Origin of the sequence: Pseudomonas sp. GL-B-26 (assembly GCF_019947405.1) — a bacterium.
In the GTDB taxonomy this organism is placed as follows: domain Bacteria; phylum Pseudomonadota; class Gammaproteobacteria; order Pseudomonadales; family Pseudomonadaceae; genus Aquipseudomonas.
The window spans coordinates 21495-46312 of the sequence record NZ_JAGYGJ010000002.1; the positions used below are offsets into that span (position 1 = coordinate 21495).

Below are 24818 nucleotides of genomic sequence, written 5' to 3' on the forward strand. Positions count from 1 at the left end.
TGTTGCCTTGAACTCGATGCTGAACACGTTACCCCACGGAGCAACCGCCTGTCTGCTGCCGTTCGAATCACCCGGCTGGTAGAAAATCCCCGACTAATGTTGCAAGGTGTTGAATATTTTTTAAGCCACGAAGGCGCCCCACATCATGGAAATATCCCACCTGAGTTACGCCGCTCCGTTGTTGTCGTTGGCGCTGTTGTGGACGGTTGCGGTGGTGACGCCGGGGCCGAACTTCTTCAATACCGCGCAATTGGCTGCCAGTTGCTCCCGGCGCCACGGTGTCGTCGCCGCACTGGGCGTGGCTACGGGCACGGTGCTTTGGGGATTGGCGGGTGGCCTGGGCATCAAGTCGCTGTTCAGCGCAGCGCCGACGCTCTATCTGAGCTTCAAGATTGCCGGCGGTTGTTACCTGATCTATCTGGGATTGAAGCAGTTCAAACGCAAACCACCGAGTGTGCCGGGCGATAGCCACTCGCTGAATGGCGCAGGTCGCACGCTGCTATCGGCGTATGGCCGGGGCTTTGTCGGCAACATGACCAATCCCAAGGCCGCGCTATTCGTTGCAACGATTTTCGCCACGGCCATGCCAGCCTCGCCGCCACCGATGTTGTTGGCGCTGGCCGTGCTGACCATGGCGACCTTGTCATTCAGTTGGTATTGCAGCGTGGCACTGCTGTTCGCCAGCCGGAGGGTCGCGGGTGCCTACGATCGTTCGCGTAAATGGCTGGATCGCTTCGCCGGCAGTTGTTATCTGCTGTTCGGCGCGCATCTGGTGGCCAATCGTTGAGGAGTTCTGAATGAGCAAGCTGCGGGTAGGCATTATTTTTGGCGGCCGTTCGGCTGAACACGAAGTGTCGCTGCAATCGGCGAAAAACATCGTCGATGCGCTGGATCGTTCGCGCTTCGAGCCGGTGCTGATCGGCATCGATAAGCAAGGTCGCTGGCACCTTAATGACCCTTCAAACTTCCTGCTCAATCAGGAAAACCCGGCGCTGATTGCCCTTAACCAATCCAACCGTGAACTGGCTGTCGTGCCGGGCAAGGTCAGTCAGCAATTGGTGGAAACCTCCAGTCAGGAAATGCTGGGGCACGTCGACGTGATCTTCCCGATCGTCCACGGCACCCTGGGTGAAGACGGTTGCCTGCAAGGGCTGCTGCGCATGGCCGATCTGCCGTTTGTCGGCTCCGACGTGCTCGGTTCCGCCGTCTGCATGGACAAGGACATCAGCAAGCGCCTGCTGCGTGACGCCGGGTTGGCGGTCACGCCGTTCGTCACCCTGACCCGCGCCACCGCAGCGCGTACCGGGTTCGCTGAGGTGCAAGGCAAACTCGGTCTGCCGTTGTTCGTCAAACCGGCGAACCAGGGATCCTCCGTGGGCGTCAGCAAGGTGAATGACGAAGCCGAGTACGCGGCAGCAGTAGAGCTGGCCTTGGGTTTCGATGAGAAAGTCCTGGTCGAGTCCGCCGTCAGTGGTCGCGAGATTGAATGCGCAGTGCTCGGCAACGAAGACGCCATCGCCAGCGGTTGTGGCGAGATCGTGGTGAGCAGCGGGTTCTATTCCTACGACAGCAAATACATCGACGCTCAAGCGGCTGAAGTGGTCGTCCCGGCTAACATCAGCCTCGAGGCCAGTGAGCGCATCCGTGCCCTGGCCGTCGAGGCGTTTCAGGTGTTGGGCTGTTCCGGGCTGGCGCGGGTCGACGTGTTCCTGACCGACTGCGGCGAAGTGCTGATCAATGAGATCAACTCGTTGCCCGGCTTCACCCGCATCAGCATGTACCCCAAGTTATGGCAGGCCGCCGGTATGACTTACAGCGAGCTGGTCAGCCGTTTGATCGAGCTGGCGCTGGAGAAGCATCAGGCGAGACAGGCGCTGAAGATCTCTCGCTAGGCTTAATCCAACAATAATTATTCGAGGGGACACGTCATGAAAGTCAGCGCACGTAACGTATTCAAAGGCACCATCAGTCAATTGCAGCCCGGCGCGGTCAACGCCGAAGTCTCACTGAAACTGTCGGGCGGCAATGAACTGGTGGCCGTGGTGACCATGGAGAGCGTGAAGAACCTCGGCCTGGCGGTCGGCAAGGAAGCGGTCGCGCTGGTGAAGGCGCCGTGGGTGATGTTGATGACCGAATCCAGCGACATTCGCCTGTCGGCGCGCAACTGCCTGGAAGGCAAGGTCACCAGTGTCATCGAAGGCGCCGTGAACTCCGAAGTGGTCATCCAGCTCGACGGCGGCACCGAAGTCTATTCGATCGTGACACGCCAGGCTGTGGCAGAACTGGGCCTGGCGCCGGGGGTGAGCGCGACGGCGGTGATCAAGGCGTCGCATATCATTTTGGGTGTGCCGCGCTGATTTCAGGTTACCTATAAAAAAGGGCCTACCTCCCGGTAAGCCCTTGCTCATTCCTGCGTACGACTCAATCCCCCAACGCTGCCCCCTCACGCCGCGGATCGGCCCCACCCGCCAACGACGGTTTCCCCTGCGCATCCTTCACCCGGACAATCGCCTGGGTCCCGCTGGTCATGTCGATCTCGTTCACGCTGTGCCCCTTGTCCTTCAGCGCCTGAATCAGTGTCGGGCTGAACTGCCCTTGTTCCAGCTCCGTCGGGCCGTTGCGGCTGCCGAAGTTGGGCAGGCTGATGGCGGCTTGTGGGTCGAGGTTCCAGTCGAGCAGGCCGATGGTGGATTTGGCGACGTATTCGATGATCTGCGAGCCGCCGGGGGAGCCGATGGTGGCGAGGAATTCGCCGCTCTGGCGGTCGAAGATCAGGGTCGGTGCCATGGACGAGCGTGGGCGTTTGCCGGGTTCGACGCGGTTGGCAACCTTCTGGCCATTCTCTTCGGGGATGAACGAGAAGTCGGTCATCTGGTTGTTCAGCAGAAAACCCTGAACCATCAGGTGCGAGCCAAACGCGGATTCCACGGTGGTGGTCATGGACACGGCGCCGCCTTTGTCATCCACCGCCACTACTTGCGAGGTGGAAATGCGCAGCGGCGAACGGTCCGGTGCGTAGGCGACCTGAATGCCCGGCGGGGTGCCGGGTTTGGCCATGCCCATGCTGCGATCGCCGATCAGGGCGGCGCGGTTGGCCAGATACGCAGGGTCCACCAGACCTTTGACGGGGACGGGCACGAAATCTGCGTCGGCCACGTACAGCGCGCGGTCGGCGTAGGCCAGGCGTTCGGCTTCGGAGATCAGGTGCACGGCTTCAGGCGCCGGCTCAACGCCCGCAGGTTGGGTGGTTTTGACCGGTTTGAGCGGCGCCAGGGCAAAACGCGGGTCACGGGTTTCCAGAGCCTGCAAGGTGCCGAGGATCTGCGCCACGGCGATCCCGCCTGATGACGGTGGCGGCATGCCGCAGACCTGCCAGCGTTTGTAGTCGGTGCACAGCGGCGCGCGCTCCTTGGCGCTGTAGCCTTTGAGGTCGTTCAGCGACAGGCTGCCGGGGTTGGCGTGGCCTTGAACCTTGGCGACGATTTCCTGTGCGACGGGGCCTTTGTAAAGTGCGTCAGGCCCTTCTTTGGCGATGCGTTTGAACACCGCGGCCAGTGCCGGGTTTTTCAGTTGCGTGCCTGCGGCTTTCGGGCTGCCATCGGCATTCAGGAAGTAGGCCGCCATGTCCGGCGAGCGTCGAATGGACGAGTCCGAGGCTATCAACTGGTGAAGGCGCGGCGAGATGGCGAAGCCTTGCTCCGCGAGTTTGATCGCCGGTTCGAACAGCCGCGCCCACGGCAGATGACCGTGTTTCTGATGGGCCAACTCAAGCGCCCGCAACACGCCCGGTGTCCCGACTGAACGACCGCCAATCTGCGCCTGGGTGAACGGCATCGGTTTGCCGTCGGCTTGCAGGAAAAGCTTCTCGGTGGCGCCGGCCGGAGCGGTTTCGCGACCGTCATAAGTGCGCACAGCCTTGCCATCCCACAGCACGATCAACGCGCCACCGCCAATGCCCGAGGATTGTGGCTCGACCAGGGTCAGCACGGCCTGCATCGCAATCGCGGCATCGATTGCCGAACCGCCCAGGCGCAACATCTCCCGCCCGGCCTCGGCCGCCAGCGGATTGGCCGCGGCCGCCATGTGTTTTGAGGCGTATTGGGTTTGCAGGTCAGCGCGATAACCCGACGCGACTTCCGGCGCAACAGGCAACGTCGAAGAGGTCGGGGCACTACAGGCTGCGAGGGTTAAAGCGGCAGCGATCAGCGAAAAGGCTGACAGGCGATAGTGGCTCAAGTGGAAGGCTGAGAACACGTGGGGGGCACTCCGTCCGTGGGAAAGATCAGGGGACTTTATCGGCCGAAAGGAGGTGACGCAAACCAAGGCCTACAGTAAAGATGCTTTTGCCCTTCATCACTCCATGGATTTTCTGTAGGGTCGAGGGCAACAGACTGGCCAGAAGATCAACAAGAGGCAGACATGCAGACCGAGTTCCCCCCCCAGCCAAGTTACCGTACCCAGCGTGATCAATTCCTGGCCGTCGCGACCGCGGCCGGCGCGACGCTGACCGAGTACCCGCATCCACTCAAAGGGCCGTTCGGTGAGCCGTTGAGCACCGATGTGGCTGTGCTGGGTGATCCGGGCGCGAAGCGGCTGATGATTGCGCTCAGCGGTACCCATGGGGTCGAAGGCTTCTATGGTTCGGGATGTCAGATCAAGTGGTTGCAGGAGTTGGGCAAGCGTTCGCTGCCGACCGATGTCGCGGTGGTGATGATCCACCTGATCAATCCGTGGGGCACTGCGTGGCTGCGTCGGGTCAACGAAGACAACATCGACTTGAACCGCAATCACCTGAACTTCGACCACGCATTGCCAGATAATCGGGCCTACGCAGCGCTGCATGAAATTTATGCCTGCACGCAGTTGCAGGGTCCGGAGCGTGATCGCGCCGATGCCTTGCTCGATGAGCAAATCGCTGAACACGGCTGGCCAGCGGTGATGTCGATTGTCGAGGGCGGCCAGCACCGTCATCCCGAGGGTTTGTTTTACGGCGGATTGGCACCGAGCTGGTCGAACCGCACGTTGCATCAGATCATTCAAAAACATGTTTCCCATGCCGAAGTGGCCATGTGTTTCGACTTGCACACCGGTGCCGGGGAGTACGGGCATCCGATGTTGCTGACCATTACCGAGGCGGAGTATCCAGCGCTTGCGGATGCGCAGGCGATTTATGGTCCTTGGCTCTATACCTTGCACACGGGCGCCGACACGCTGAGCGAAACCGGCGTTGCCGCCACCGCCACCGGCTACACCTCGCAAGCGTTGATTAACGCGCTGCCGCACGTGCGGTTGATGCCGTTTGTGATCGAGTGCGGGACGTATCCCGGCGCGGAGGTTCATCGTCATCTGCGCGATGATCACTGGCTGCATCTGCACGGCAATCCGAGTGATGCAGTGGGGCGCGGGATCAAACTGAATCTGCTTGAGCAGTTCTATCCCGCCGACAGCGACTGGCAGGCGATGGTCTGGCTGCGTACCTGGCAGATTTGGGAGCGGGCGTTGTCAGCATTGCCGGCAATTCGTTCCTGACGTGGTTTACGGGGACGTGGCCTCTCGTTGCCCGAACTCATGCGGTTCAAATCTTCCTGCAACCGCAGCATGCTTTCTTCGCCGACGCGGATGAAGCCGCTGCGGGGCTGATCCAGGTCGAGGATGATGGTGAAGACCATGGCAATCAAGATCGCGAAGATGGCCGTCGAGCCGTGCCGTCGACGGTGGCCCAAGCCATAGCTGTAGGCGATGAAACCCAACGCACCGATGGCCACGACGAACAGCAGATTGATGACGGTTGCCGGGACATGATCGTCCTGCTCGGCGCGGCGCTTTTCATTGACGTTGTAGACGTCGGTCAACGACTGGATCACCAGGTTCATGGCGGCTGTCGCTTCGCCCTGGGCCTCGGCGGCGGCAGCCAGATTCCATAGCTGGTCCTCGATCGTCCGGGACGATTCGCTAGCCGCCTTCAGCAGTTTCTCGTCCGTGCCGGCGCGCATGAACTCAATTCGCGCCGAGACATAATCCTTGAGCAGCGCTGTCACCTTCCCGCGCAGATCAGACGGCAGCAACTTCGCTCGTAAATAGGTCGAGCCGATCACCGTGACTTCATCTTGAATCAGTGTTTTGCGCGCTTCGAAACGTGAGGTGGCCATGGCGAAGTTGAAACCCAGCAACAACGCGAGCAGACCGAGGAGGGCGGTTTGCAAAACGGTGAGGTGGGATCGGTTCGAATCACTGATGTGAGTTCGGTGATGACGGCCGAGACGAAAAGCGAGTTCCAGCACCACGCAGAAGATGGCGACCACGATGAAAAACACAATGATCTCGTCCAGGCCCCAGTGCATAGGGTGGTCTCTCTGTGTTCAAGCTTTGGCATTAACTGTAGGAGAGAACCGCGAAGAGCGGGCATTAACCCCCTTGGGCCGGGAGCACTTTTCTCGAGGCATAAAAAAACGGCCTACCTTTCGGTAAGCCGTTTTTAGTACTTGGTGGCTACACAGGGACTTGAACCCCGGACCCCAGCATTATGAATGCTATGCTCTAACCAACTGAGCTATGTAGCCAAGTGGCGCGCATTATTGGCTCGTAACAGAGAAGTGTCAAGCGTAAATCTAAAATATTTCTCTACGCTTTCAACCGCTTATCCGCCTGACCCGAAAAAACGGGTCAGGGGAGGGCGTCAACTGAGCTGAAATCTCCCGGTATTGGCACTCAAGGCCTTGCTGCCCTGGCTCAAAGTGTCCGCCGCCAGATTCACCGCCCGCGCGCCTTCGAGCAAGCGTACCGCCGCCTGATCGACTTGCTGGATGTTGCCGCTGACCTCGTCGGCGGTGGTCGCTTGCTCGTCGACCGCTGTGGCGATCTGCGCCAGGGTGTCGGTGACACTTTGCACGGCACTGGCAATTTCCCCCAGGCGTTCGCCGAGGCCAGTGACGGCTTGGGCGTCGGACTGAGCCTGGCCACAAGCGGCTTCCATCAGGCTCACCGCTTCGTTCACGGTGCTGCGCAGGCTGTCGACAGTGCCGGCAATCTGCGCGGTGGAGGACTGGGTGCGTTGCGACAGGCTGCGCACTTCATCGGCCACCACCGCAAAGCCGCGACCTTGCTCACCCGCGCGAGCGGCCTCGATGGCGGCGTTAAGTGCCAACAGGTTGGTCTGCTCGGCAACCCCGCGAATGGTGTCCACCACCAATTGAATCTGCTGCCCTTGCTCACTGACCCGGCCCAGTGCCGCAGCGGTGTCGTTCAAGCGCTGATTGAGTTGCTGAATGCTCGCCGTCGTGCGCTGGCTGTCACGGCTGCTGTCGGCGGCGATGCGCTGGGTGTGCTGAGCGCTGCCGGAGGCCTGTTCGCAACTCTGGGCGACCCCTTGCGAGGTGGCGGCCAATTGCGTGGCCGCTGCGGCGATCTGGCTGATCTGCAACTGCTGAGCTTCGACTTCCCCAAGGGCGCCGCTGGAGTGATGGTTGAGGGTGCGCACCGCGTTGCTCAGCTGCAAGGTTTCATGATCGACCCCCAACAGGCTGTTGCGCAGTTGCACCACCGCGACGTTGAGGGCGGTGCTGATGGCGGCCAGTTCGTCGCGGCCTTCCACCGGTACTTGCAGGCTCAGATTGCCGTCGCGCAGGGCTTCAGCCAGCAGGGTAATGCCGCTGGCGCTGCGACGGATCGAGGCCTGCAAGCAGATGAACAGGTACAGCGCGGCCAGCAGCAGGCAGCCAAAAATGGTCGCTACCAGGATGAACTGGCGGATGGCAGAGCCGTGGTAATAGTCCAGACGCTGATCCAGCGACACCAACGACTGCTGACGCAGCGAAGCGAGGTCGGAGAGCAGGGTGTCGAGGCTGCGTTCAAACTCTTCCGGCTTGAGCTTGATGCTGCCACCGAACACGCCGTCATCGAGGACTTTCAACTCGGCGTCCAGGTGCTTGAGGCTGTCATGGTATTGCCCGGCCCAGGCTTGCAACGCGCTGGGCAGCCGCGCTTCCAGCAGGCTTGCGGTTTTGACCAGCTGCTCCCGGGCATCGCCGATCCGGCTGCGCAAGTCGCGCAATTGCAGGCGGCTTTGCAGGGTGAACTGCCCGGACACCACTGATGCCTGGCCGACGCTGGCGAGACGGCCGACTCGTTCAATCAGGTCTGGCGCGTGCTGCGTGGAGATCTGCGTTAGCAAATAGGTTTCCAGCCACGGCGCCAGCGTCAGGCGATTGTCCATGGCGATCTGCTCGCGCAAGGCTTGCAGGGCACTCAAGGCATTGGTGAAACGATCGTAACCGTCCGGCCACCAACCGACGCTGCTCAGGCTTTTAGAGTCGAGGCCGTTGAGGGCGGTTTGCAGGGCTTGATAACGGGCCAGGGTTTCGCCCTCGGCGCCTTCGGTTTGCAGTGCGTTGCCGAGGTCCGAGGTGGCTTGGGCGACGGCTGGCTGAACCGTATCGAAAGCAGCCATCGCTGCGATCGTCGCGGGTGTCGGCTGGCGATTCGTTTCCGTGGCGCGCCAGCGAGCCGCGCGGTCACGCTGGGCGGCGAGCAGGTTATCCAGAGCATCGAGGGCGAGGAGTTGCCGAACCCCGGCACGTTCGCCGGAGATCAGGTTCAATTTGTCGCGATAGTCCTGACCGATCATCCACAGACTGCCCGTCAACGGCAGGATAAACAGCAGAAACAACAACTGAAATTTGCGTGCGAAGCCAAAACGCCCCAGCAACCCGATCCCCGGTGATAAAAAAGCCTGCATGCCCCAAAACTCCTCTGGACACCACGCGCCATTGGCGTGCGTCGCAACCGTTGCGGCGGCGACCTGTGCCCTTTTAAAAGGCCTCGAAAGTTCACCCTCGTCAGCTCTGTAGGCCGACTCTGTAGCGAAACTTCCCATTCTCGGTCCCCTTTGTAAGGGGCCGCGTTGAAGCAGATAACCAAGGCAAGATTCAGACCATGGCGTTGCGCTATCACCTTTTCAGTGATGAAAATCGAAGTCGTTAGCAGGCTAAGGGGATGGCGCTGCTGCCCCGAAAAATGGCACATTGACGCACCTGCCCGTGTGCACCCATCTGTTGTACGGAAACTCTTATGGCTATCAGCAATGTCCAGACCGGCGCGCAGCCGGCATCCGCGACTTCACAAAGCAGCCCTTTGGTCATGCGCATCATCGGCGCCGTGGCGCTGGCGCATTTGATCAACGACTTGATCCAGTCGGTGCTGCCGTCGATTTATCCGATGCTCAAGGCCAACTATGGCCTGACCTTCACCCAGGTTGGCTTGATCACTTTGACGTTCCAGCTGACGGCTTCGCTGTTGCAGCCGTGGGTCGGTTACTACACCGATCGGCACCCCAAACCCTGGCTGCTACCGGCCGGAACTGTCTGCACGTTGATCGGCATTTTGATGATGTCGGTGGTCGGCAGCTTCCCGATGATTCTGCTGGCGGCAGGGTTGATCGGTATCGGCTCCTCGACCTTTCACCCGGAAGCTTCTCGCGTGGCGCGGCTGGCCTCGGGTGGGCGCTTTGGCCTGGCGCAATCGACCTTTCAGGTCGGCGGCAATGCGGGTTCGGCCTTCGGTCCGTTGCTGGCTGCGGCGATCATCATTCCGTTCGGTCAGGGCCATGTGGCCTGGTTCGGACTGTTCGCGGTGTTTGCGCTGTTCGTGCTCTATCGGATCAGCCGCTGGTACGCCAATCACTTGAGCCTGTTCAAACTCAAGCAAGGCCAGGCGGCGACGCATGGCTTGTCGAAGAACCGCGTGATCAGTGCACTGGTGGTACTCGGGCTGCTGGTGTTCTCCAAATATTTCTACATGGCCAGCTTCACCAGTTACTTCACCTTTTACCTGATCGAGAAATTCGACCTGTCGGTGGCGAGTTCACAGTTGCACCTGTTCCTGTTTCTCGGAGCGGTAGCGGCGGGGACATTCTTCGGTGGGCCGATCGGCGACAAGATCGGGCGTAAGGCGGTGATCTGGTTTTCGATCCTCGGCGTAGCGCCGTTCACCCTGATCCTGCCTCATGTGGACCTGTTCTGGACCAGCATCCTCAGCGTTGTGATCGGCTTCATCCTGGCGTCAGCATTCTCGGCGATCGTGGTGTATGCGCAGGAACTGGTGCCGGGCAATGTCGGGATGATTGCCGGGGTGTTCTTCGGACTGATGTTCGGCTTTGGCGGGATTGGTGCGGCGTTGCTCGGGCATTTGGCGGACATACACGGCATCGAATACGTGTACTTCCTGTGTTCGTTCCTGCCGCTGCTTGGGGTGTTGGCGATCTTTCTGCCACGGACCAAAAAAGTCTGAGCCGGACCGGCGGCAGGCTATTTTGGCCGAGAGTTGGCGAAGAGCAAGCTACTGACCTATCACGTTGGCGATCATCCCATGAATCTCTACAGTCAGTATGCGTTGGCCTGCGTGGGGATGATGCTGCTGTACACTTGCGTAAGGAGCTATGTACTCAGGAAATGGCTGGGTACTGCTCTGGTCGGTATGGCCTTTGGCGTGATGTTTGTACTGCCGCCCTACATTGGCAGTATCGATGTCGGGATCTTTGCAATCGCGGTAGTGGGGGCGGGGGCTTCGATGTTCTTCAATCGGACAAAGTACCGGGTGTGACAATAGCGGTAGTGGCACACTGGCGCGGATGACGAAGAGGAGTTAGTACGGCCTTACTGCGTGCGTTAACTCCTCGATCGCAGCTTGCGACCTTCTACAAAAATCAGCCGTTTCGATAGATATAGCTATACGCGTTAATCGCTGGTACGCCACCGAGATGTGCATAGAGCACCTTCGACCCATCCGGGAAAAAACCCTGGCGGACGAGATCAATGAGGCCTTGCATGGATTTTCCCTCATAGACCGGGTCCGTCATCATGCCTTCCATGCGAGCGCACAACCGAATGGCTGCATTGGTCTCTTCTGATGGAATACCATAGGCCGGATAGGCATATTCTTCTTTAAGGACAACATCGTCATCAGTGACTTCCTGGCCAAGCCCGATAAGCCTGGCTGTATGCTGAGCGATTGCCAACACTTGTGCCCTGGTTTGTTCAGGTGTGGCGGAGGCGTCGATACCAATCACATTGCGCGCACGACCATCCTTGGCGAATCCCACCAACATGCCCGCATGCGTGGAGCCGGTCACAGTGCAGACGATGATGTAATCAAATCTGATCCCCATCCTGGCCTCTTGCTCGCGTACTTCTTCGGCGAAGCCGACATAGCCGAGACCTCCATATTTGTGCATGGAAGCGCCGGCGGGAATTGCATACGGTTTGCCTCCTTTCGCCTTAACGTCTTCTAGCGCCCGCTCCCAGCTCTCGCGGATACCGATATCGAAACCTTCGTCGACGAATTCAATCTCCGCTCCCAGCACACGACTCATCAGGATATTCCCGACCCGGTCGTAGACCGCATCCGGGAATGGAACCCAGCTTTCTTGAACGAGACGGCACTTCATGCCGAGTTTGGCAGCGACAGCCGCGACCTGGCGCGTGTGGTTTGACTGAACGCCACCGATGGAAACCAGCGTATCTGCCTGCGAGGCAATGGCATCGGGAATGATGTATTCCAGCTTTCTGATCTTGTTGCCGCCAAACGCAAGTCCGGAGTTGCAATCCTCTCGTTTGGCATAGAGCTCGATATTTCCACCGAGACATGCCGATAGGCGATTCAGTTTCTCGATCGGCGTTGGGCCGAACATGAGTGGATAGCGTTCAAATTTCTCCAGCATGACGGTTCTCCAGATCACGGATGAGCCGCTTTTAGTCTAGCAGAGCGCCTGTGAGAGAGTTGCGCGACAAGCACCGCTTGAGTGAAGCGCCTTGCGGCTCATTGGAGAAGCGTTTGCCGCTCTGCCGCTAGCGGAAACAGTCGTGATATCCAGTTATTCCCAGCGTCCCTGAGGATGGCGATCCCAAAAAGCAAAATCCCCGTATCAGCGAGTGATTACGGGGATTTTGTATTTATCGAGGTCCGTGTAAATCCACGGTCACCGTTACACGTTGAAGCGGAAGTGCATCACGTCGCCGTCTTTAACGATGTAGTCCTTGCCTTCCAGGCGCCATTTACCGGCTTCTTTGGTGCCGGCTTCGCCCTTGTACTGGATGAAGTCGTCATAGGCGATGACTTCAGCGCGGATGAAGCCTTTTTCGAAGTCGGTATGGATCACGCCAGCGGCTTGTGGTGCGGTGGCACCGACGCGGACGGTCCAGGCGCGGACTTCTTCGACACCGGCGGTGAAGTAGGTCTGCAGGTGCAGCATTTCGTAGCCGGCGCGGATTACGCGGTTCAGGCCAGGCTCTTCGAGGCCCAGGGCTTCGAGGAACATGTCTTTCTCTTCGCCGTCTTCCAGTTCGGCGATTTCGGCTTCGATCTTGTTGCAGACCGGAACCACCATGGCGCCTTCTTCTTCGGCGATGGCCTTGACGATGTCCAGCAGCGGGTTGTTCTCGAAACCGTCTTCAGCGACGTTGGCGATGTACATAACCGGCTTGGTGGTCAGCAGATGGAAGCCACGAATCACCGCCTTGTCGTCGGCACCCATGTTCTTCATCAGCGTACGCGCAGGCTTACCGAGGGTGAAGTGAGCGATCAGTTGCTCCAACAGGCCTTTCTGGACCACGGCGTCCTTGTCACCACCCTTGGCGTTGCGGGCGACTTTCTGCAGTTGCTTCTCGCAGCTGTCGAGGTCGGCAAAGATCAGTTCCAGGTCGATGATTTCGATGTCGCGTTTCGGGTCGACGCTGTTGGAGACGTGAATCACGTTCTCGTCTTCGAAGCAGCGGACTACGTGCGCGATGGCGTCGGTTTCACGGATGTTGGCCAGGAACTTGTTGCCCAGGCCTTCACCTTTCGAGGCGCCGGCCACCAGGCCAGCGATGTCGACGAATTCCATGGTGGTCGGCAGGATGCGCTTGGGATTGACGATGGCCGCCAGGGCTTCCAGACGCGGATCCGGCATCGGCACGATACCGGTGTTCGGTTCGATGGTGCAGAAGGGGAAGTTCTCGGCCGCGATCCCGGATTTGGTCAGGGCGTTGAACAGGGTGGACTTGCCGACGTTAGGCAGGCCGACGATGCCGCAATTGAATCCCATGGTGTTTTCCCCGAGGAGTAGAGTCAGGCCTTCTGGCTGTGCAGGTTTTTCATCGCGCGGTTCCATTCACCGGCGAGGATATCCGGCAGCACGCCGAGGGCAAAGTCGATGCTGGCATCGAGTTTTTCCTGTTCGGCGCGTGGCGCACGACCCAGGACGAAATTTGAAACCATACTGGCAACGCCCGGGTGGCCAATGCCAAGCCGCAAGCGGTGAAAGGTATTCTGATTGCCCAGTTGCGCGATGATGTCGCGCAACCCGTTGTGACCGCCATGGCCGCCGCCCTGTTTGAGCTTGGCAACGCCCGGTGGCAGGTCGAGTTCGTCATGCGCCACCAGGATTTCTTCAGGCGTAATGCGGAAGAAGCCGGCAAGTGCCGCGACGGCCTGGCCGCTGCGGTTCATGTAGGTGGTGGGAATCAGCAGACGAACATCCTGACCCTGATGCGAATAGCGCCCGGTCAGGCCGAAATATTTGCGATCCGCCACAAGCTTTACGCCTTGTGCGTTCGCGATGCGCTCAACAAAAAGGGCCCCTGCGTTATGCCGGGTCTGTTCGTATTCAGCGCCTGGATTTCCCAGGCCAACGATCAGTTTGATGGCAGTCACGATAGGGGCCCTTCCTTGGAGTGGTGGATAACATCGCCGCATTCAGAAAGTGCGGCGAAAGTGGACGACAAGTGCTCATTTACCATTATGTAAACTCCGCGTTCTCGCCCGCTTTCTCGCTACGCTCTAGTCCGCGATGTTACCGGTCACTCCGGCGTACAGAGTGAATTACTCTGCAGCGCCTTCTGCAGCTTCTGGAGCAACACGTGGAGCGTGAACGTTGGCAACAGCCAGGTCGTTACCGTGAGCCAGAGCAACAAATTCAACGCCTTTAGGGGCGGTGATGTCGGACAGGTGAATGATCGAACCGATTTCGGCGTTAGCCAGGTCGACTTCGATGAACTCAGGCAGGTCTTTTGGCAGGCAGGTCACTTCGATTTCAGCAACAACGTGCGAAACTTCGCCGCCTTTCTTGATCGGAGCTTCTTCGCCAACGAAGTGTACAGGCACGATAGCGGTCAGTTTCTGGCCAGCTACAACGCGTACGAAGTCAGCGTGCAACACGTGGCCTTTGGCCGGGTGACGCTGCAGAGCTTTGATGATTACGTTTTGCTTGGTGCCGCCAACGTTCAGCTCAATGATGTGGCTGTAAGCCGCTTCGTTTTCGAGCAGTTTGGCAACTTCTTTAGCCAGCATGCTGATGGATTCAGGGGCTTTTTCGCCACCGTAAACTACAGCTGGAACCAGGCTTGCGAGACGACGCAGGCGGCGGCTCGCACCTTTCCCCAGGTCGGAACGCACTTCAGCTTTCAGAGTAAATTCGTTCATGTTGTATCTCCAAAATAACCACATTCGCCCTAGCGTTTGCGACCAGCGCTAAAGGCGATATGGGCAAAAAAGCCCCGCCCCGACAGGAATGCCGGGGCGGGGCGCTTTTCGTCAACGAGATATTCGAGAAGGGCAGGGCCCTTAACGGAACATCGCGCTGATCGATTCTTCGTTGCTGATGCGGCGAACCGCTTCGGCAACTACCGGCGCGATATCCAGTTGACGGATACGCGAGCAGGCTTGAGCAGCAGCGGACAACGGGATGGTGTTAGTCACCACCAGTTCGTCCAGCATGGAATTTTCGATGTTTTCGATCGCCCGACCGGACAGCACAGGGTGTGTGCAGTAGGCGAAAACCTTGGCAGCGCCATGCTCTTTCAGGGCCTTGGCCGCGTGGCACAGAGTGCCGGCGGTATCGACCATGTCATCGACCAGAATACAGGTACGCCCTTCGACATCACCGATGATATGCATCACTTCAGAGTGATTGGCTTTCTCACGGCGTTTGTCGATGATCCCGAGATCCACGCCCAGGGATTTGGCAACAGCACGTGCACGCACGACGCCACCAATGTCCGGGGACACGATCATCAGGTTTTCGAAGCGCTGATCTTCAATGTCATCCACCAATACTGGGGAGCCGTAGATGTTATCTACCGGAATATCGAAGAAACCCTGGATTTGGTCAGCATGCAGATCAACCGTGAGAACACGGTCGATGCCGACTACGGTAAGCATGTCAGCAACGACTTTCGCGCTGATAGCCACACGTGCGGAACGCGGACGGCGATCCTGACGGGCATAACCAAAGTAAGGAATAACAGCAGTGATACGAGTAGCCGAGGAGCGGCGGAAGGCATCAGCCATCACTACCAGTTCCATCAGGTTATCGTTAGTCGGAGCGCAAGTCGGCTGAATAATGAAGACATCTTTACCGCGGACGTTTTCATTGATCTCGGCAGTAATTTCGCCGTCGGAGAACTTACCGACAGAGATGTCACCGAGAGGGATATGCAGCTGACGTACAACACGCCGAGCCAGATCGGGGTTAGCGTTCCCCGTAAAGACCATCATCTTGGACACGCGCAGTACCTAGAGGCTGAGGGTAACCTGGATGAGTATAGAAAATGGCAGGGGCGGCTGGATTCGAACCAACGCATGGCAGGATCAAAACCTGCTGCCTTACCGCTTGGCGACGCCCCTGTATCTGTTGCAACGAGTACCCAGTACTCGGTTCCTTTTAGAGCAGACTTTGCAGCTTGCGATGCAACATCGAAATGTTGCTTCCCTTTGCTACAAACCCTGTAAGGGTCTCTGTAAGAAGGGCCGAGACTTTATCAGCTTCAGCTTTGTTTGGGAAGCCCCCAAACACACAACTTCCAGTTCCGGTGAGTTTTGCTTCGGTAAATTTACCTAACAAATTCAATGCGTTACGTACATCTGGGTAACGCCTTGCTACCACCGGTAAGCAGTCATTTCGACTGTTTCCCTTGGGAACGGGGCGCACTTTAATGGGAGAAGAGTTACGTGTCAACAACGGATCTGAAAAAATTTCTGCTGTACTTACAGAGACTTGCGGCACAAGTACGAGATACCACGGTTCTTCGGGGTCTACAGGGGTCAGTTTCTCCCCCACGCCTTCGGCAAAAGCCGCGTGCCCACGCACGAAAACCGGGACGTCGGCGCCAAGTGTCAGGCCCAACACGGCCAGTCGATCCTCATCCCAACCCAGTTGCCAAAGATGATTGAGGCCGAGCAAAGTCGTCGCGGCATTTGAACTGCCGCCACCGATTCCACCGCCCATGGGCAGAATTTTTTCGATCCAGATGTCGATACCGAGCGAACAACCGGATTGCTCCTGAAGTTTTTTTGCAGCTCGAACAATCAGATTGCTGTCGTGAGGAACGCCATCGAATTCGGTATGCAGTCGAATCACACCGTCATCGCGAACGGCGAACGTGATTTCATCGCCGTAATCGAGAAACTGAAAAATAGTCTGCAACTCGTGATAACCGTCTTCACGGCGACCGAGGATGTGCAGCATCAGATTGAGTTTGGCCGGGGAGGGCAGGGTCAAGCGCGGAGCGGTCATGTTCACTGCCCCAATTTGCGAGGTTGCCATTCCTTGATCACCAGCGTGACATCAAGGTCGGTGCCGTGCAGTTTGATCCGCTCGGGTAGCCAAAAGCCGTTTTGCTCGGCATAGCTGAGGTATTCGACTTGCCAGCCATCCTGCTCAAGATTGGCCAGGCGGCTGTCGGCATCCAGCGTCAGACGGCTTTTGCTGTCCGGGGCCGGGAGCCCGCGAACCCACCAGGCCAGATTGGACACCGGTAACTTCCAGCCCAGCTGTTCTTCGACCAACACTTCAGGCGTCGGCGCTTCATAGCGGCCCTGGTTGGCGACTTCCAGCGAGACCTTGCCGGGGCGACCGGTCAGGCGTGCTGCACCGCGGCCCAGGGGGCCGGAGAGGCGAATGTCGTAGTAATCCTGTCGCTGCAGCCAGAACAGTGTGCCGCTGCCCGAGTCTTTCGGGGCGCGAATGCCGATCTTGCCGTTGATCTGCCAGCCGTCGAGGCTGGTCAGTTGCTGTTTATACACGCGCCATTGGGCCGGGTTGCCTTGACCCTGGACCGATTCGCGGGCACCGAAGCCCGCGCAACCGGCGAGCAGGGCGATGAAACTGAAAACAATGAGGTGGCGCAAAAACATAATCTTAAAGAGTCTCTGATCCGGTCAGGCGCTTGATGGTGCTGCGCAGGATGGGGCTGTCGGGCTGCTCCTTGAGGAACTTGTTCCAGATTTGCTTGGCTTCCCGTTGCTTGCCATTGGCCCACAGGACTTCGCCCAGGTGCGCGGCGACTTCCTGATCGGGGAAGCGCTCCAGCGCCTGGCGCAGCAGGCGTTCGGCTTCGTCGAGATTGCCCATGCGGAAGTTCACCCAGCCGAGACTGTCGAGTACCGCCGGGTCTTCCGGATTGATTCGGTGCGCCTGTTCGATCAAGGCCTTGGCTTCGGCGTAGCGCGTCGTACGGTCGGACAGAGTGTAACCGAGGGCGTTCAGCGCCATCGCATTGTCCGGGTCGCGCTTGATGATCAGGCGCAGGTCTTTTTCCATCTGCGCCAGGTCATTGCGTTTTTCCGCTTGCATGGCGCGGGTGTACAGCAGATTCAGATCGTCCGGGTATTGCTGCAAGGCTTGCTTCAATACATTCCAGGCCTTGTCGGGCTGTTTATTTGCCGACAAGGTTTCGGCTTCGATCAAATACAACTGAATCGCGTAATCAGGCTGCTCATCGCGCTCCGCAGCCAGACGACTTTGGGCTTCGGCGGTCTTGCCATTGCTCATCAGGATATCGGCCTGACGCAATTGCGCCGGCAGGTAATCGTTGCCCGGGCCGACCTGGGCGTACTCGATCAGCGCGCCTTGAGGGTCGTTGCGCTCTTCAGCGATACGACCGAGGTTCAAGTGCGCCGAATCGACGTGGCTTTCTCGGGCAATCAGGTCTTCCAGATAGCCCTTGGCCTCATTCCAGGCCTTGGCTTCCAGGCAGACCAACGCCAGGGAGTAACGCAGTTCGTCGTCTTCCGGGTACTGCTGAACCAGGCTCGAGAACTCGGCTTTGGCGTCGTCCATGCGGTCCTGTTCAACCAGCATGCGCGCGTAAGTCAGGCGCAGGCGTTTGTCGTCCGGGTATTTCTTGATGCTTTTTTGCAGCAGCGGCAAGGCTTCATCGCCACGACTGAGCGTCTGCAGCAGGCGTGCGCGCAGCAGGATGGGCGCTATTTCGCCTTCGTCCGGCGGATTGTCTTCCAGCAGGCCCAGCGCACCCTTGGCGTCACCGTCCTGTTGCAGCAGTAAGGCTTTGCCGAAAATCAGCTGGCCGTTGTTCGGATGGCGCTGCAACAAGCGGTCAAAACTTTTCATCAAGCCGTTGCGCGTGTCCTGGTCGGTATCGGCCGCAGACAGGGCGAGGAAGTCGAAATGCGTATCGCCCTTGCCTTGCAGGACTTTCTCCATATAGACCATGGAGTCGTCATAACGCCCGGCACGAGCCAGTTGCACGGCAGCGGCCCGTTGCGCCTCAAGGTCTTGCGGGGCATTTTTCGCCCAGATCAACGAGGTGTCCAGGGCCGCCTGATCGGCGCCCAGGTATTCGGCGATACGGAATGCCCGCTCGGAGATACCCGGATCCTGAGTATTGATCGCCTGGGTCACGTAGTTGTCCAGGGCAATGTCGAAGCGATTGCGCTGGCCAGCCAGTTCGGCGCTCAACAGACTGAAGATGGTTTCTTCACTGAATGAGCTGTAAACCTTGGGCTTTTCAGGGGCCGGAGTGCTGTCTTCGACCGGCGGCGTACCGTCCGACGAAACGGGTGCCAAGGCCTGGCAGCCGCTGAGGAAGACAAAAGCGAGAAGCAACGCGGAAGATCTATTCATATAGGAAGAGGACGACTAACCTGCGGTCGGATCATCATGACACAAGCCTTCGGCCAAACATAACCGAGTCTCAATTGGCGCCTTTATAGAGGCAGGTCATTGGGACAATAGTCAGCGGTAGTTGTTCTGGCTCTGTCGAAGTAGGACAATTGCCGGCTTCACGTCACCATCAGCGACTTTGAATGGCCTTCCTTGCACTCGGTATTAACCACAAGACTGCTTCAGTAGACGTCCGCGAGCGCGTGGCCTTTACCCCTGAGCAGCTGGTGGAGGCCTTGCAGCAGCTCTGCCGACTCACCGACAGCCGCGAAGCTGCGATCCTCTCCACCTGCAATCGCAGTGAACTCTATATAGAACAGGATCACCTTTCGGCTGACATCATATTGCGCTGGCTGGCCGATTATCACCATTTGAGCCTCGAAGAGCTGCGCGCGTGTGCTTATGTGCACGAAGATGATGCGGCAGTTCGTCACATGATGCGGGTGGCCTCCGGGCTCGATTCGCTGGTGTTGGGCGAACCGCAGATTCTCGGTCAGATGAAATCGGCCTACGCCGTGGCCCGCGAGGCCGGCACCATCGGTCCGTTGCTCGGGCGGCTGTTCCAGGCCACCTTCAATGCGGCCAAACAGGTGCGCACCGACACTGCCATTGGCGAGAACCCGGTGTCCGTGGCGTTTGCCGCGGTCAGTCTGGCGAAACAGATTTTCAGCGACCTGCAACGCAGCCAGGCCTTGCTGATCGGCGCTGGCGAGACCATCACCCTGGTCGCCCGCCATCTGCACGAACTGGGTGTAAAGCGCATCGTCGTTGCCAACCGCACCCTGGAGCGCGCGAGCATTCTGGCCGAGCAGTTCGGCGCCCACGCGGTGTTGCTTTCGGACATCCCGGCGGAACTGGTGCGCAGCGACATCGTCATCAGCTCCACCGCCAGCCAGTTGCCGATCCTGGGTAAGGGCGCGGTGGAAAGCGCCTTGAAACTGCGCAAGCACAAGCCGATCTTCATGGTAGATATCGCTGTCCCCCGGGATATCGAGCCGGAAGTCGGCGAACTGGACGACGTTTACCTCTATAGCGTCGACGATCTCCACGAAGTGGTCGCCGAGAACCTCAAGAGTCGGCAGGGCGCAGCCCAGGCGGCGGAAGAGATGGTCTCGATCGGTGCCGAAGATTTCATGGTCCGCCTGCGTGAACTGGCTGCGGTGGATGTGCTCAAGGCTTATCGCCAACAAAGCGAACGCATGCGCGACGAAGAATTGCAGAAGGCCCAGCGCATGCTGGCCAACGGCAGCAGCGCCGAAGACGTGCTGGTGCAACTGGCGCGGGGCCTGACCAACAAACTCTTGCACGCACCGAGCGTGCAGTTGAAAAAGCTCTCTGCCGAAGGCCGCCTCGATGCGTTGGCCATGGCCCAGGAACTCTTTGCCCTGAATGAGGGCTCATCGGATAGCTTTTCGGATAAAAAACCGCAATGAAAGCGTCACTGCTCAATAAGCTGGACATCCTCCAGGACCGTTTCGAGGAATTGACCGCCTTGCTTGGCGACGGCGAAGTCATTTCCGATCAGAACAAATTCCGCACCTATTCCAAGGAATACGCGGAAGTCGAACCGATTGTCGAAACCTATAAACAGTTGCTCAAGGTACAAAGCGATCTCGAGGGTGCCCAGGCGCTGCTCAAGGACAGCGACCCGGACATGCGCGAAATGGCCGTGGAAGAAGTCCGCGAAGCCAAAGAGCAACTGATCGACATCGAAGCCGGCCTGCAACGCATGCTGCTGCCCAAGGATCCGAACGATGGGCGTAACGTGTTCCTCGAAATCCGCGCCGGCACCGGCGGTGACGAGGCAGCGATTTTCTCCGGCGACCTGTTCCGCATGTATTCGCGTTACGCCGAGCGTCGCGGCTGGCGGGTGGAAATCCTCTCGGAGAACATTGGTGAACACGGCGGCTTTAAAGAAGTCATCGCCCGCGTCGAAGGCGACAACGTCTACGGCAAGCTGAAATTCGAATCTGGTGCGCACCGCGTACAACGGGTTCCCGCTACCGAATCCCAGGGCCGCATCCACACCTCGGCCTGCACCGTAGCGGTGTTGCCCGAGCCGGACGAGCAGGAAGCGATCGAGATCAACCCCTCGGATTTGCGCATCGATACCTACAAATCCTCCGGTGCCGGTGGTCAGCACGTCAACAAGACGGACTCGGCGATCCGCATCACGCACTTGCCGTCCGGTATTGTCGTCGAGTGCCAGGAAGAACGTTCCCAGCACAAGAACCGCGCCCGGGCGATGTCCTGGCTGTCGGCCAAGCTCAACGATCAGCAGACCAGCGCCGCCGCGAACGCTATCGCCAGCGAGCGAAAATTGCTGGTCGGTTCGGGTGATCGCTCGGAGCGGATCCGCACGTATAACTTTGCCCAGGGGCGGGTCACCGACCATCGGGTCAACCTGACGCTGTATTCCCTCGACGAAATCCTCGCGGGTGGCGTCGATGCGGTGATCGAGCCGTTGCTGGCCGAATATCAGGCCGACCAATTGGCAGCGATAGGTGAGTAAATGACGATCATTGCCAGTTTGTTACGCGCCGCCGACTTGCCGGATTCGCCCTCCGCGCGCCTGGATGCCGAATTGTTGCTGGCCGCTGCGTTGGGCAAGTCCCGCAGTTTTCTGCACACCTGGCCCGAGCGCATCGTTCCGAGCGAAGCGGCGCTTAAATTTGCCGAGTATTTGCAGCGCCGCCGTGGCGGTGAGCCAGTGGCCTACATCCTCGGTCAGCAAGGTTTCTGGAAGCTTGATCTGGAAGTGGCGCCGCATACGCTAATCCCGCGCCCGGACACCGAGTTGTTGGTGGAAACCGCACTTGAACTGCTGTCAGCCACACCTGCCAAGGTCCTCGATCTCGGCACCGGCAGCGGCGCCATTGCGTTGGCCCTGGCCAGCGAGCGTCCGGCCTGGAAGGTGACCGCCGTGGATCGTGTGCTCGAAGCCGTGGCCCTGGCCGAGCGCAATCGCCAGCGCTTGCACCTGAACAACGCCACCGTGCTGAGCAGTCATTGGTTCAGTGCGCTGGAAGGTCAGCGTTTTCAGCTGATCATCAGCAACCCGCCTTACATCGCCTCAGCCGATCCGCATCTGGTGGAAGGCGACGTGCGCTTCGAACCGGCCAGTGCCTTGGTGGCCGGCATCGACGGACTCGACGATCTGCGTCTGATCGTCGCCCAGGCGCCGGATTATCTGGAGGCGGGCGGTTGGCTGATGCTTGAACACGGTTATGATCAAGCCACTGCGGTACGCGATTTGCTGCTGACCCGCGGCTTTGAAGAAGTCCACAGCCGCACCGATCTGGGCGGTCACGAACGTATCAGCCTGGGGCGCCTGCCGTGCTGAATGATCAGGAATTGTTGCGCTACAGTCGGCAGATTCTGTTGCAACACGTCGATATCGACGGCCAGTTGCGACTGAAAGAAAGCCGCGTATTGATTGTCGGTCTCGGCGGCCTCGGCTCGCCGGTTGCGCTGTATCTGGCAGCTGCCGGCGTCGGCGAGTTGCATTTGGCGGATTTCGACACTGTCGATCTGACCAACCTGCAACGCCAGATCGTTCACGACACCGACAGCGTTGGCCTGAGCAAGGTCGATTCGGCTATACGCCGACTGAGCGCGATCAATCCCGAGATTCAGTTGATCGCCCATCGCACCGCGCTGGACGAAGATTCCCTGGCCGCCGCCGTGGCCGCGGTGGATCTGGTGCTGGACTGTTCCGACAATTTCTCCACCCGCGAAGCGGTCAACGCTGCGTGTGTCGCCGCCGGCAAACCTCTGGTCAGCGGTGCAGCGATTCGGCTCGAAGGTCAGTTGTCAGTGTTTGACCCGCGTCGTCCGGAAAGCCCGTGCTACCACTGTTTATATGGTCACGGCAGCGAAGCCGAACTGACCTGCAGCGAAGCCGGCGTCGTAGGCCCTTTGGTTGGGCTGGTGGGCAGCCTTCAGGCGCTGGAGGCCATGAAGTTGCTGGTGGGTTTCGGCGAGCCGCTGGTGGGGCGCCTGTTGTTGATCGATGCCTTGGGCTCGCGCTTTCGCGAATTGCGGGTCAAGCGTGATCCGGGCTGCAGCGTCTGTGGTTCGAAGCATGCGTGAAGCGCCGATTGGCGTGTTCGACTCCGGTGTCGGTGGGCTTTCGGTGCTGGCCGAGATCCAGCGTTTGCTGCCCAACGAGTCACTGTTGTATGTCGCCGATTGCGGGAATATTCCCTACGGCGAGAAAACCCCGGAATTCATCCGTTATCGCTGTAGCGTGATGGCCGATTTTTTTCAGCAGCAGGGCGCCAAGGCCTTGGTGCTGGCCTGTAACACGGCGACGGTCGCTGGGGTTGCAGATTTGCGGCGCGATTATCCCGAGTGGCCCATCGTCGGCATGGAGCCTGCGGTCAAACCGGCCGCTGCCGCCACCCGCAGCGGTGTGGTCGGCGTTCTCGCCACCACCGGCACCTTGCAGAGTGCCAAGTTCGCCGCGTTGCTCGACCGTTTCGCCACCGATGTGCGAGTCATCACCCAGCCGTGTCCCGGTCTGGTGGAGCTGATTGAAAACGGTGATCTGCACAGTCCGGCTCTGCGCGAGTTGCTGGCCAGGTATGTCGAACCGCTGCTCGGTGCCGGGTGCGACACGATAATTCTTGGCTGCACGCATTACCCCTTCCTAAAGCCGTTGCTAAAGCAGATGATCCCCGATGACATCAGCTTGATCGACACCGGCGCCGCTGTAGCGCGGCAACTTCAGCGTTTATTGGCCGAGCGTGAATTGCTCGCCGAGGAGCCTGCTCGTGCTGCACAGTTCTGGACGAGTGCCGATCCGGAGCATTTCAAAAATATCTTGCCGATACTGTGGAATACCGCTGGCGTTGTGCGAAGCTTCAAGGAGTAAACAAAACTCGGGGCAAGCGAGTAATTGGGGTGAACTTCTGATTAAGTGTCGACTTCTATAGCATCAAGCGACAAAAAAACCATACGAAATCGTTCGGAAAAGGATGTTTCTAGTGAAGCGACTATTCTGCTTGGCCGCGATTGCGGCCGCACTAATGGGGCACAGTTTTACCGCACAGGCGGCAGGCGTGGAGTTCGCGGTCGGTCAGACTAGCGAGTCGACCATGACCTATCGACTGGGCATGCAATTCGATTGGGACAAGAGCTGGCTGCAGAGTGATATCGGTCGTTTGACTGGTTACTGGAGCGGTGCCTACACCTATTGGGACGGCGACAAGACCTCTAGCAACCACAGCCTGTCGTTCGCGCCGGTGCTGGTTTACGAGTTTGCCGGGCAGACCGTCAAACCCTACCTGGAGTTGGGGGTTGGCGTCGCGGTGTTCGCCAATACCGAAGTCGAAAACAACAATCTCGGCAATGCCTTTCAGTTTGAAGACCGGTTCGGTTTTGGGCTGCGCTTTACGGGCGGGCATGAAGTCGGGATTCGTGCGACGCACTATTCCAATGCCGGAATCAGCAGCTCGAACGATGGTGTAGAAAGTTACGCGCTGCACTACACGATGCCGTTGTAAGCCTGCACTTGGTAAATGTGGGAGCGGCGGTGCGGCGATCCCACATTAGATCTTCGGTGTTTTCTCGATCAGCGATACGCCGTGGTAATCCCTTGGCGTTCGTCGATGCACTCCGGTGCGCCCATCTCGAACTCCCGGCAGATCAACGGGCGTTTTTCGTAGATGGTGCACATCATCGTGTTGCGATCCAGTGCGGCGCACCAGCCGTCATCCAGACGCAGCATGACTTCCCCGCCCCAGTCATCGGTATCGATAAAACGTTCGGGCACGCCCGTGTCCGTGATCAGCATGACTTCGAGCTGACAGCAGCAAGCTGCGCAGGTCGAGCATGTGACCGCAGGCTCGGCGATTTGCGTATGGGGAATGGTTTTCATGGC

At 59.0% G+C, this 24818-nt stretch carries 24 protein-coding genes and 2 tRNA genes; 12 read left to right on the forward strand and 14 right to left on the reverse strand.

What is annotated here, in order from left to right; genetic code table 11:
* Positions 1-145: 145 nt before the first annotated feature.
* Genes KGB23_RS01485 through KGB23_RS01495 form a run of 3 tightly spaced genes read left to right on the forward strand, consistent with a single transcriptional unit; the run spans position 146 to position 2357 of the window.
* Positions 146-787, forward strand: coding sequence for a LysE family translocator (locus KGB23_RS01485; protein ID WP_150659006.1), 642 nt, complete (start codon positions 146-148; stop codon positions 785-787).
* A 10-nt stretch (positions 788-797) separates the two neighbouring features.
* The gene (gene ddlA / locus KGB23_RS01490) at positions 798-1892 is read left to right on the forward strand and encodes a D-alanine--D-alanine ligase (RefSeq protein WP_223429627.1); all 1095 of its coding nucleotides are present in this window, start codon (positions 798-800) and stop codon (positions 1890-1892) included.
* Positions 1893-1928: 36 nt separating this feature from the next.
* Positions 1929-2357: a molybdopterin-binding protein gene (locus KGB23_RS01495; RefSeq protein WP_223429628.1), complete on the forward strand. Its 429-nt coding sequence runs from the start codon at positions 1929-1931 to the stop codon at positions 2355-2357.
* A gap of 64 nt (positions 2358-2421) precedes the next feature.
* Here the strand turns inward: KGB23_RS01495 and ggt are convergent, their stop codons facing one another.
* Complete coding sequence (gene ggt, locus KGB23_RS01500) at positions 2422-4254, reverse strand: gamma-glutamyltransferase (protein ID WP_223429629.1); 1833 nt, start codon at positions 4252-4254, stop codon at positions 2422-2424.
* Between the two features lie 165 nt (positions 4255-4419).
* Between ggt and KGB23_RS01505 the strand changes: the two genes are divergently transcribed.
* Entirely contained in the window at positions 4420-5529 is a 1110-nt protein-coding gene (locus KGB23_RS01505; protein WP_223429630.1) for a DUF2817 domain-containing protein, read from the forward strand.
* Here KGB23_RS01505 and KGB23_RS01510 read toward each other — a convergent pair.
* The 3 genes from KGB23_RS01510 to KGB23_RS01520 form a co-directional block, all read right to left on the reverse strand.
* A complete protein-coding gene (locus KGB23_RS01510) occupies positions 5433-6341 on the reverse strand; it encodes a hypothetical protein (protein WP_223429631.1) in 909 nt (302 codons plus the stop codon). The genes KGB23_RS01505 and KGB23_RS01510 overlap by 97 nt on opposite strands.
* 142 nt (positions 6342-6483) lie before the next feature.
* A tRNA-Met gene (locus KGB23_RS01515) sits at positions 6484-6560 on the reverse strand.
* A gap of 116 nt (positions 6561-6676) precedes the next feature.
* Positions 6677-8734 (reverse strand): methyl-accepting chemotaxis protein, encoded by a 2058-nt coding sequence (locus KGB23_RS01520; protein ID WP_223429632.1) that lies wholly within the window; start codon positions 8732-8734, stop codon positions 6677-6679.
* A 332-nt stretch (positions 8735-9066) separates the two neighbouring features.
* Between KGB23_RS01520 and KGB23_RS01525 the strand changes: the two genes are divergently transcribed.
* Both KGB23_RS01525 and KGB23_RS01530 read left to right on the forward strand, forming a co-directional pair.
* Positions 9067-10284, forward strand: a complete 1218-nt coding sequence (locus KGB23_RS01525; RefSeq protein WP_223429633.1) for an MFS transporter — start codon at positions 9067-9069, stop codon at positions 10282-10284.
* Between the two features lie 78 nt (positions 10285-10362).
* Entirely contained in the window at positions 10363-10596 is a 234-nt protein-coding gene (locus KGB23_RS01530) for a hypothetical protein (protein ID WP_223429634.1), read from the forward strand.
* A gap of 103 nt (positions 10597-10699) precedes the next feature.
* Here KGB23_RS01530 and KGB23_RS01535 read toward each other — a convergent pair whose 3' ends face one another.
* The 9 genes from KGB23_RS01535 to KGB23_RS01575 all read right to left on the reverse strand — a co-directional run bounded on the left by KGB23_RS01535 (position 10700) and on the right by KGB23_RS01575 (position 18895).
* Entirely contained in the window at positions 10700-11713 is a 1014-nt protein-coding gene (locus KGB23_RS01535; RefSeq protein ID WP_223429635.1) for a 1-aminocyclopropane-1-carboxylate deaminase, read from the reverse strand.
* A gap of 264 nt (positions 11714-11977) precedes the next feature.
* The gene (ychF, locus tag KGB23_RS01540; RefSeq protein WP_008011955.1) at positions 11978-13078 is read right to left on the reverse strand and encodes a redox-regulated ATPase YchF; all 1101 of its coding nucleotides are present in this window, start codon (positions 13076-13078) and stop codon (positions 11978-11980) included.
* A 23-nt stretch (positions 13079-13101) separates the two neighbouring features.
* Positions 13102-13686, reverse strand: a complete 585-nt coding sequence (gene pth / locus KGB23_RS01545) for an aminoacyl-tRNA hydrolase (RefSeq protein ID WP_223429636.1) — start codon at positions 13684-13686, stop codon at positions 13102-13104.
* 168 nt (positions 13687-13854) lie between these two features.
* Positions 13855-14454 carry a 50S ribosomal protein L25/general stress protein Ctc gene (locus tag KGB23_RS01550; protein ID WP_223429637.1) on the reverse strand — a complete coding sequence of 200 codons (600 nt, stop codon included), beginning with the start codon at positions 14452-14454 and terminating at the stop codon, positions 13855-13857.
* Between the two features lie 141 nt (positions 14455-14595).
* Positions 14596-15537, reverse strand: a complete 942-nt coding sequence (locus KGB23_RS01555; RefSeq protein ID WP_003208392.1) for a ribose-phosphate pyrophosphokinase — start codon at positions 15535-15537, stop codon at positions 14596-14598.
* A 45-nt stretch (positions 15538-15582) separates the two neighbouring features.
* Positions 15583-15657: transfer RNA gene (locus KGB23_RS01560), tRNA-Gln, on the reverse strand.
* Between the two features lie 37 nt (positions 15658-15694).
* A complete protein-coding gene (gene ispE, locus KGB23_RS01565; RefSeq protein ID WP_150659020.1) occupies positions 15695-16546 on the reverse strand; it encodes a 4-(cytidine 5'-diphospho)-2-C-methyl-D-erythritol kinase in 852 nt (283 codons plus the stop codon).
* 2 nt (positions 16547-16548) lie between these two features.
* The gene (gene lolB, locus KGB23_RS01570; protein WP_223429638.1) at positions 16549-17166 is read right to left on the reverse strand and encodes a lipoprotein insertase outer membrane protein LolB; all 618 of its coding nucleotides are present in this window, start codon (positions 17164-17166) and stop codon (positions 16549-16551) included.
* Between the two features lie 4 nt (positions 17167-17170).
* Positions 17171-18895, reverse strand: a complete 1725-nt coding sequence (locus KGB23_RS01575) for a tetratricopeptide repeat protein (protein WP_223429639.1) — start codon at positions 18893-18895, stop codon at positions 17171-17173.
* Between the two features lie 182 nt (positions 18896-19077).
* Here KGB23_RS01575 and hemA point away from each other — a divergent pair, with 182 nt between their 5' ends.
* The 6 genes from hemA to KGB23_RS01605 all read left to right on the forward strand — a co-directional run bounded on the left by hemA (position 19078) and on the right by KGB23_RS01605 (position 24441).
* Positions 19078-20367, forward strand: coding sequence for a glutamyl-tRNA reductase (gene hemA, locus KGB23_RS01580; protein WP_095130383.1), 1290 nt, complete (start codon positions 19078-19080; stop codon positions 20365-20367).
* Positions 20364-21446: a peptide chain release factor 1 gene (gene prfA, locus KGB23_RS01585; protein ID WP_223429640.1), complete on the forward strand. Its 1083-nt coding sequence runs from the start codon at positions 20364-20366 to the stop codon at positions 21444-21446. The genes hemA and prfA overlap by 4 nt, the downstream gene beginning before the upstream one ends.
* Positions 21447-22277 (forward strand): peptide chain release factor N(5)-glutamine methyltransferase, encoded by an 831-nt coding sequence (prmC, locus tag KGB23_RS01590; RefSeq protein ID WP_223429641.1) that lies wholly within the window; start codon positions 21447-21449, stop codon positions 22275-22277. It abuts the gene before it with no gap.
* Positions 22271-23026, forward strand: a complete 756-nt coding sequence (locus KGB23_RS01595; RefSeq protein ID WP_074880238.1) for a molybdopterin-synthase adenylyltransferase MoeB — start codon at positions 22271-22273, stop codon at positions 23024-23026. The genes prmC and KGB23_RS01595 overlap by 7 nt, the downstream gene beginning before the upstream one ends.
* Entirely contained in the window at positions 23019-23810 is a 792-nt protein-coding gene (murI, locus tag KGB23_RS01600) for a glutamate racemase (RefSeq protein WP_223429642.1), read from the forward strand. Before KGB23_RS01595 ends, murI begins: the two co-directional genes overlap by 8 nt.
* Before the next feature lie 112 nt (positions 23811-23922).
* Positions 23923-24441, forward strand: coding sequence for an acyloxyacyl hydrolase (locus KGB23_RS01605; RefSeq protein WP_150658989.1), 519 nt, complete (start codon positions 23923-23925; stop codon positions 24439-24441).
* Between the two features lie 68 nt (positions 24442-24509).
* Here the strand turns inward: KGB23_RS01605 and KGB23_RS01610 are convergent, their stop codons facing one another.
* A complete protein-coding gene (locus tag KGB23_RS01610; RefSeq protein ID WP_008153413.1) occupies positions 24510-24815 on the reverse strand; it encodes a YkgJ family cysteine cluster protein in 306 nt (101 codons plus the stop codon).
* Positions 24816-24818: the final 3 nt, after the last annotated feature.

Bases quoted from the DNA above. Each gene is read 5' to 3' on its own strand.
- KGB23_RS01575 (WP_223429639.1), bottom strand. From the start codon at position 18,895: ATGAATAGATCTTCCGCGTTGCTTCTCGCTTTTGTCTTCCTCAGCGGC.
- KGB23_RS01535 (WP_223429635.1), bottom strand. From the start codon at position 11,713: ATGCTGGAGAAATTTGAACGCTATCCACTCATGTTCGGCCCAACGCCG.
- lolB (WP_223429638.1), bottom strand. From the start codon at position 17,166: ATGTTTTTGCGCCACCTCATTGTTTTCAGTTTCATCGCCCTGCTCGCC.
- hemA (WP_095130383.1), top strand. From the start codon at position 19,078: ATGGCCTTCCTTGCACTCGGTATTAACCACAAGACTGCTTCAGTAGAC.
- KGB23_RS01520 (WP_223429632.1), bottom strand. From the start codon at position 8,734: ATGCAGGCTTTTTTATCACCGGGGATCGGGTTGCTGGGGCGTTTTGGC.
- ddlA (WP_223429627.1), top strand. From the start codon at position 798: ATGAGCAAGCTGCGGGTAGGCATTATTTTTGGCGGCCGTTCGGCTGAA.
- KGB23_RS01525 (WP_223429633.1), top strand. From the start codon at position 9,067: ATGGCTATCAGCAATGTCCAGACCGGCGCGCAGCCGGCATCCGCGACT.
- KGB23_RS01485 (WP_150659006.1), top strand. From the start codon at position 146: ATGGAAATATCCCACCTGAGTTACGCCGCTCCGTTGTTGTCGTTGGCG.
- prmC (WP_223429641.1), top strand. From the start codon at position 21,447: ATGACGATCATTGCCAGTTTGTTACGCGCCGCCGACTTGCCGGATTCG.
- KGB23_RS01530 (WP_223429634.1), top strand. From the start codon at position 10,363: ATGAATCTCTACAGTCAGTATGCGTTGGCCTGCGTGGGGATGATGCTG.
- KGB23_RS01550 (WP_223429637.1), bottom strand. From the start codon at position 14,454: ATGAACGAATTTACTCTGAAAGCTGAAGTGCGTTCCGACCTGGGGAAA.
- KGB23_RS01505 (WP_223429630.1), top strand. From the start codon at position 4,420: ATGCAGACCGAGTTCCCCCCCCAGCCAAGTTACCGTACCCAGCGTGAT.
- KGB23_RS01510 (WP_223429631.1), bottom strand. From the start codon at position 6,341: ATGCACTGGGGCCTGGACGAGATCATTGTGTTTTTCATCGTGGTCGCC.
- KGB23_RS01610 (WP_008153413.1), bottom strand. From the start codon at position 24,815: ATGAAAACCATTCCCCATACGCAAATCGCCGAGCCTGCGGTCACATGC.
- ychF (WP_008011955.1), bottom strand. From the start codon at position 13,078: ATGGGATTCAATTGCGGCATCGTCGGCCTGCCTAACGTCGGCAAGTCC.
- KGB23_RS01495 (WP_223429628.1), top strand. From the start codon at position 1,929: ATGAAAGTCAGCGCACGTAACGTATTCAAAGGCACCATCAGTCAATTG.
- ispE (WP_150659020.1), bottom strand. From the start codon at position 16,546: ATGACCGCTCCGCGCTTGACCCTGCCCTCCCCGGCCAAACTCAATCTG.
- prfA (WP_223429640.1), top strand. From the start codon at position 20,364: ATGAAAGCGTCACTGCTCAATAAGCTGGACATCCTCCAGGACCGTTTC.
- murI (WP_223429642.1), top strand. From the start codon at position 23,019: ATGCGTGAAGCGCCGATTGGCGTGTTCGACTCCGGTGTCGGTGGGCTT.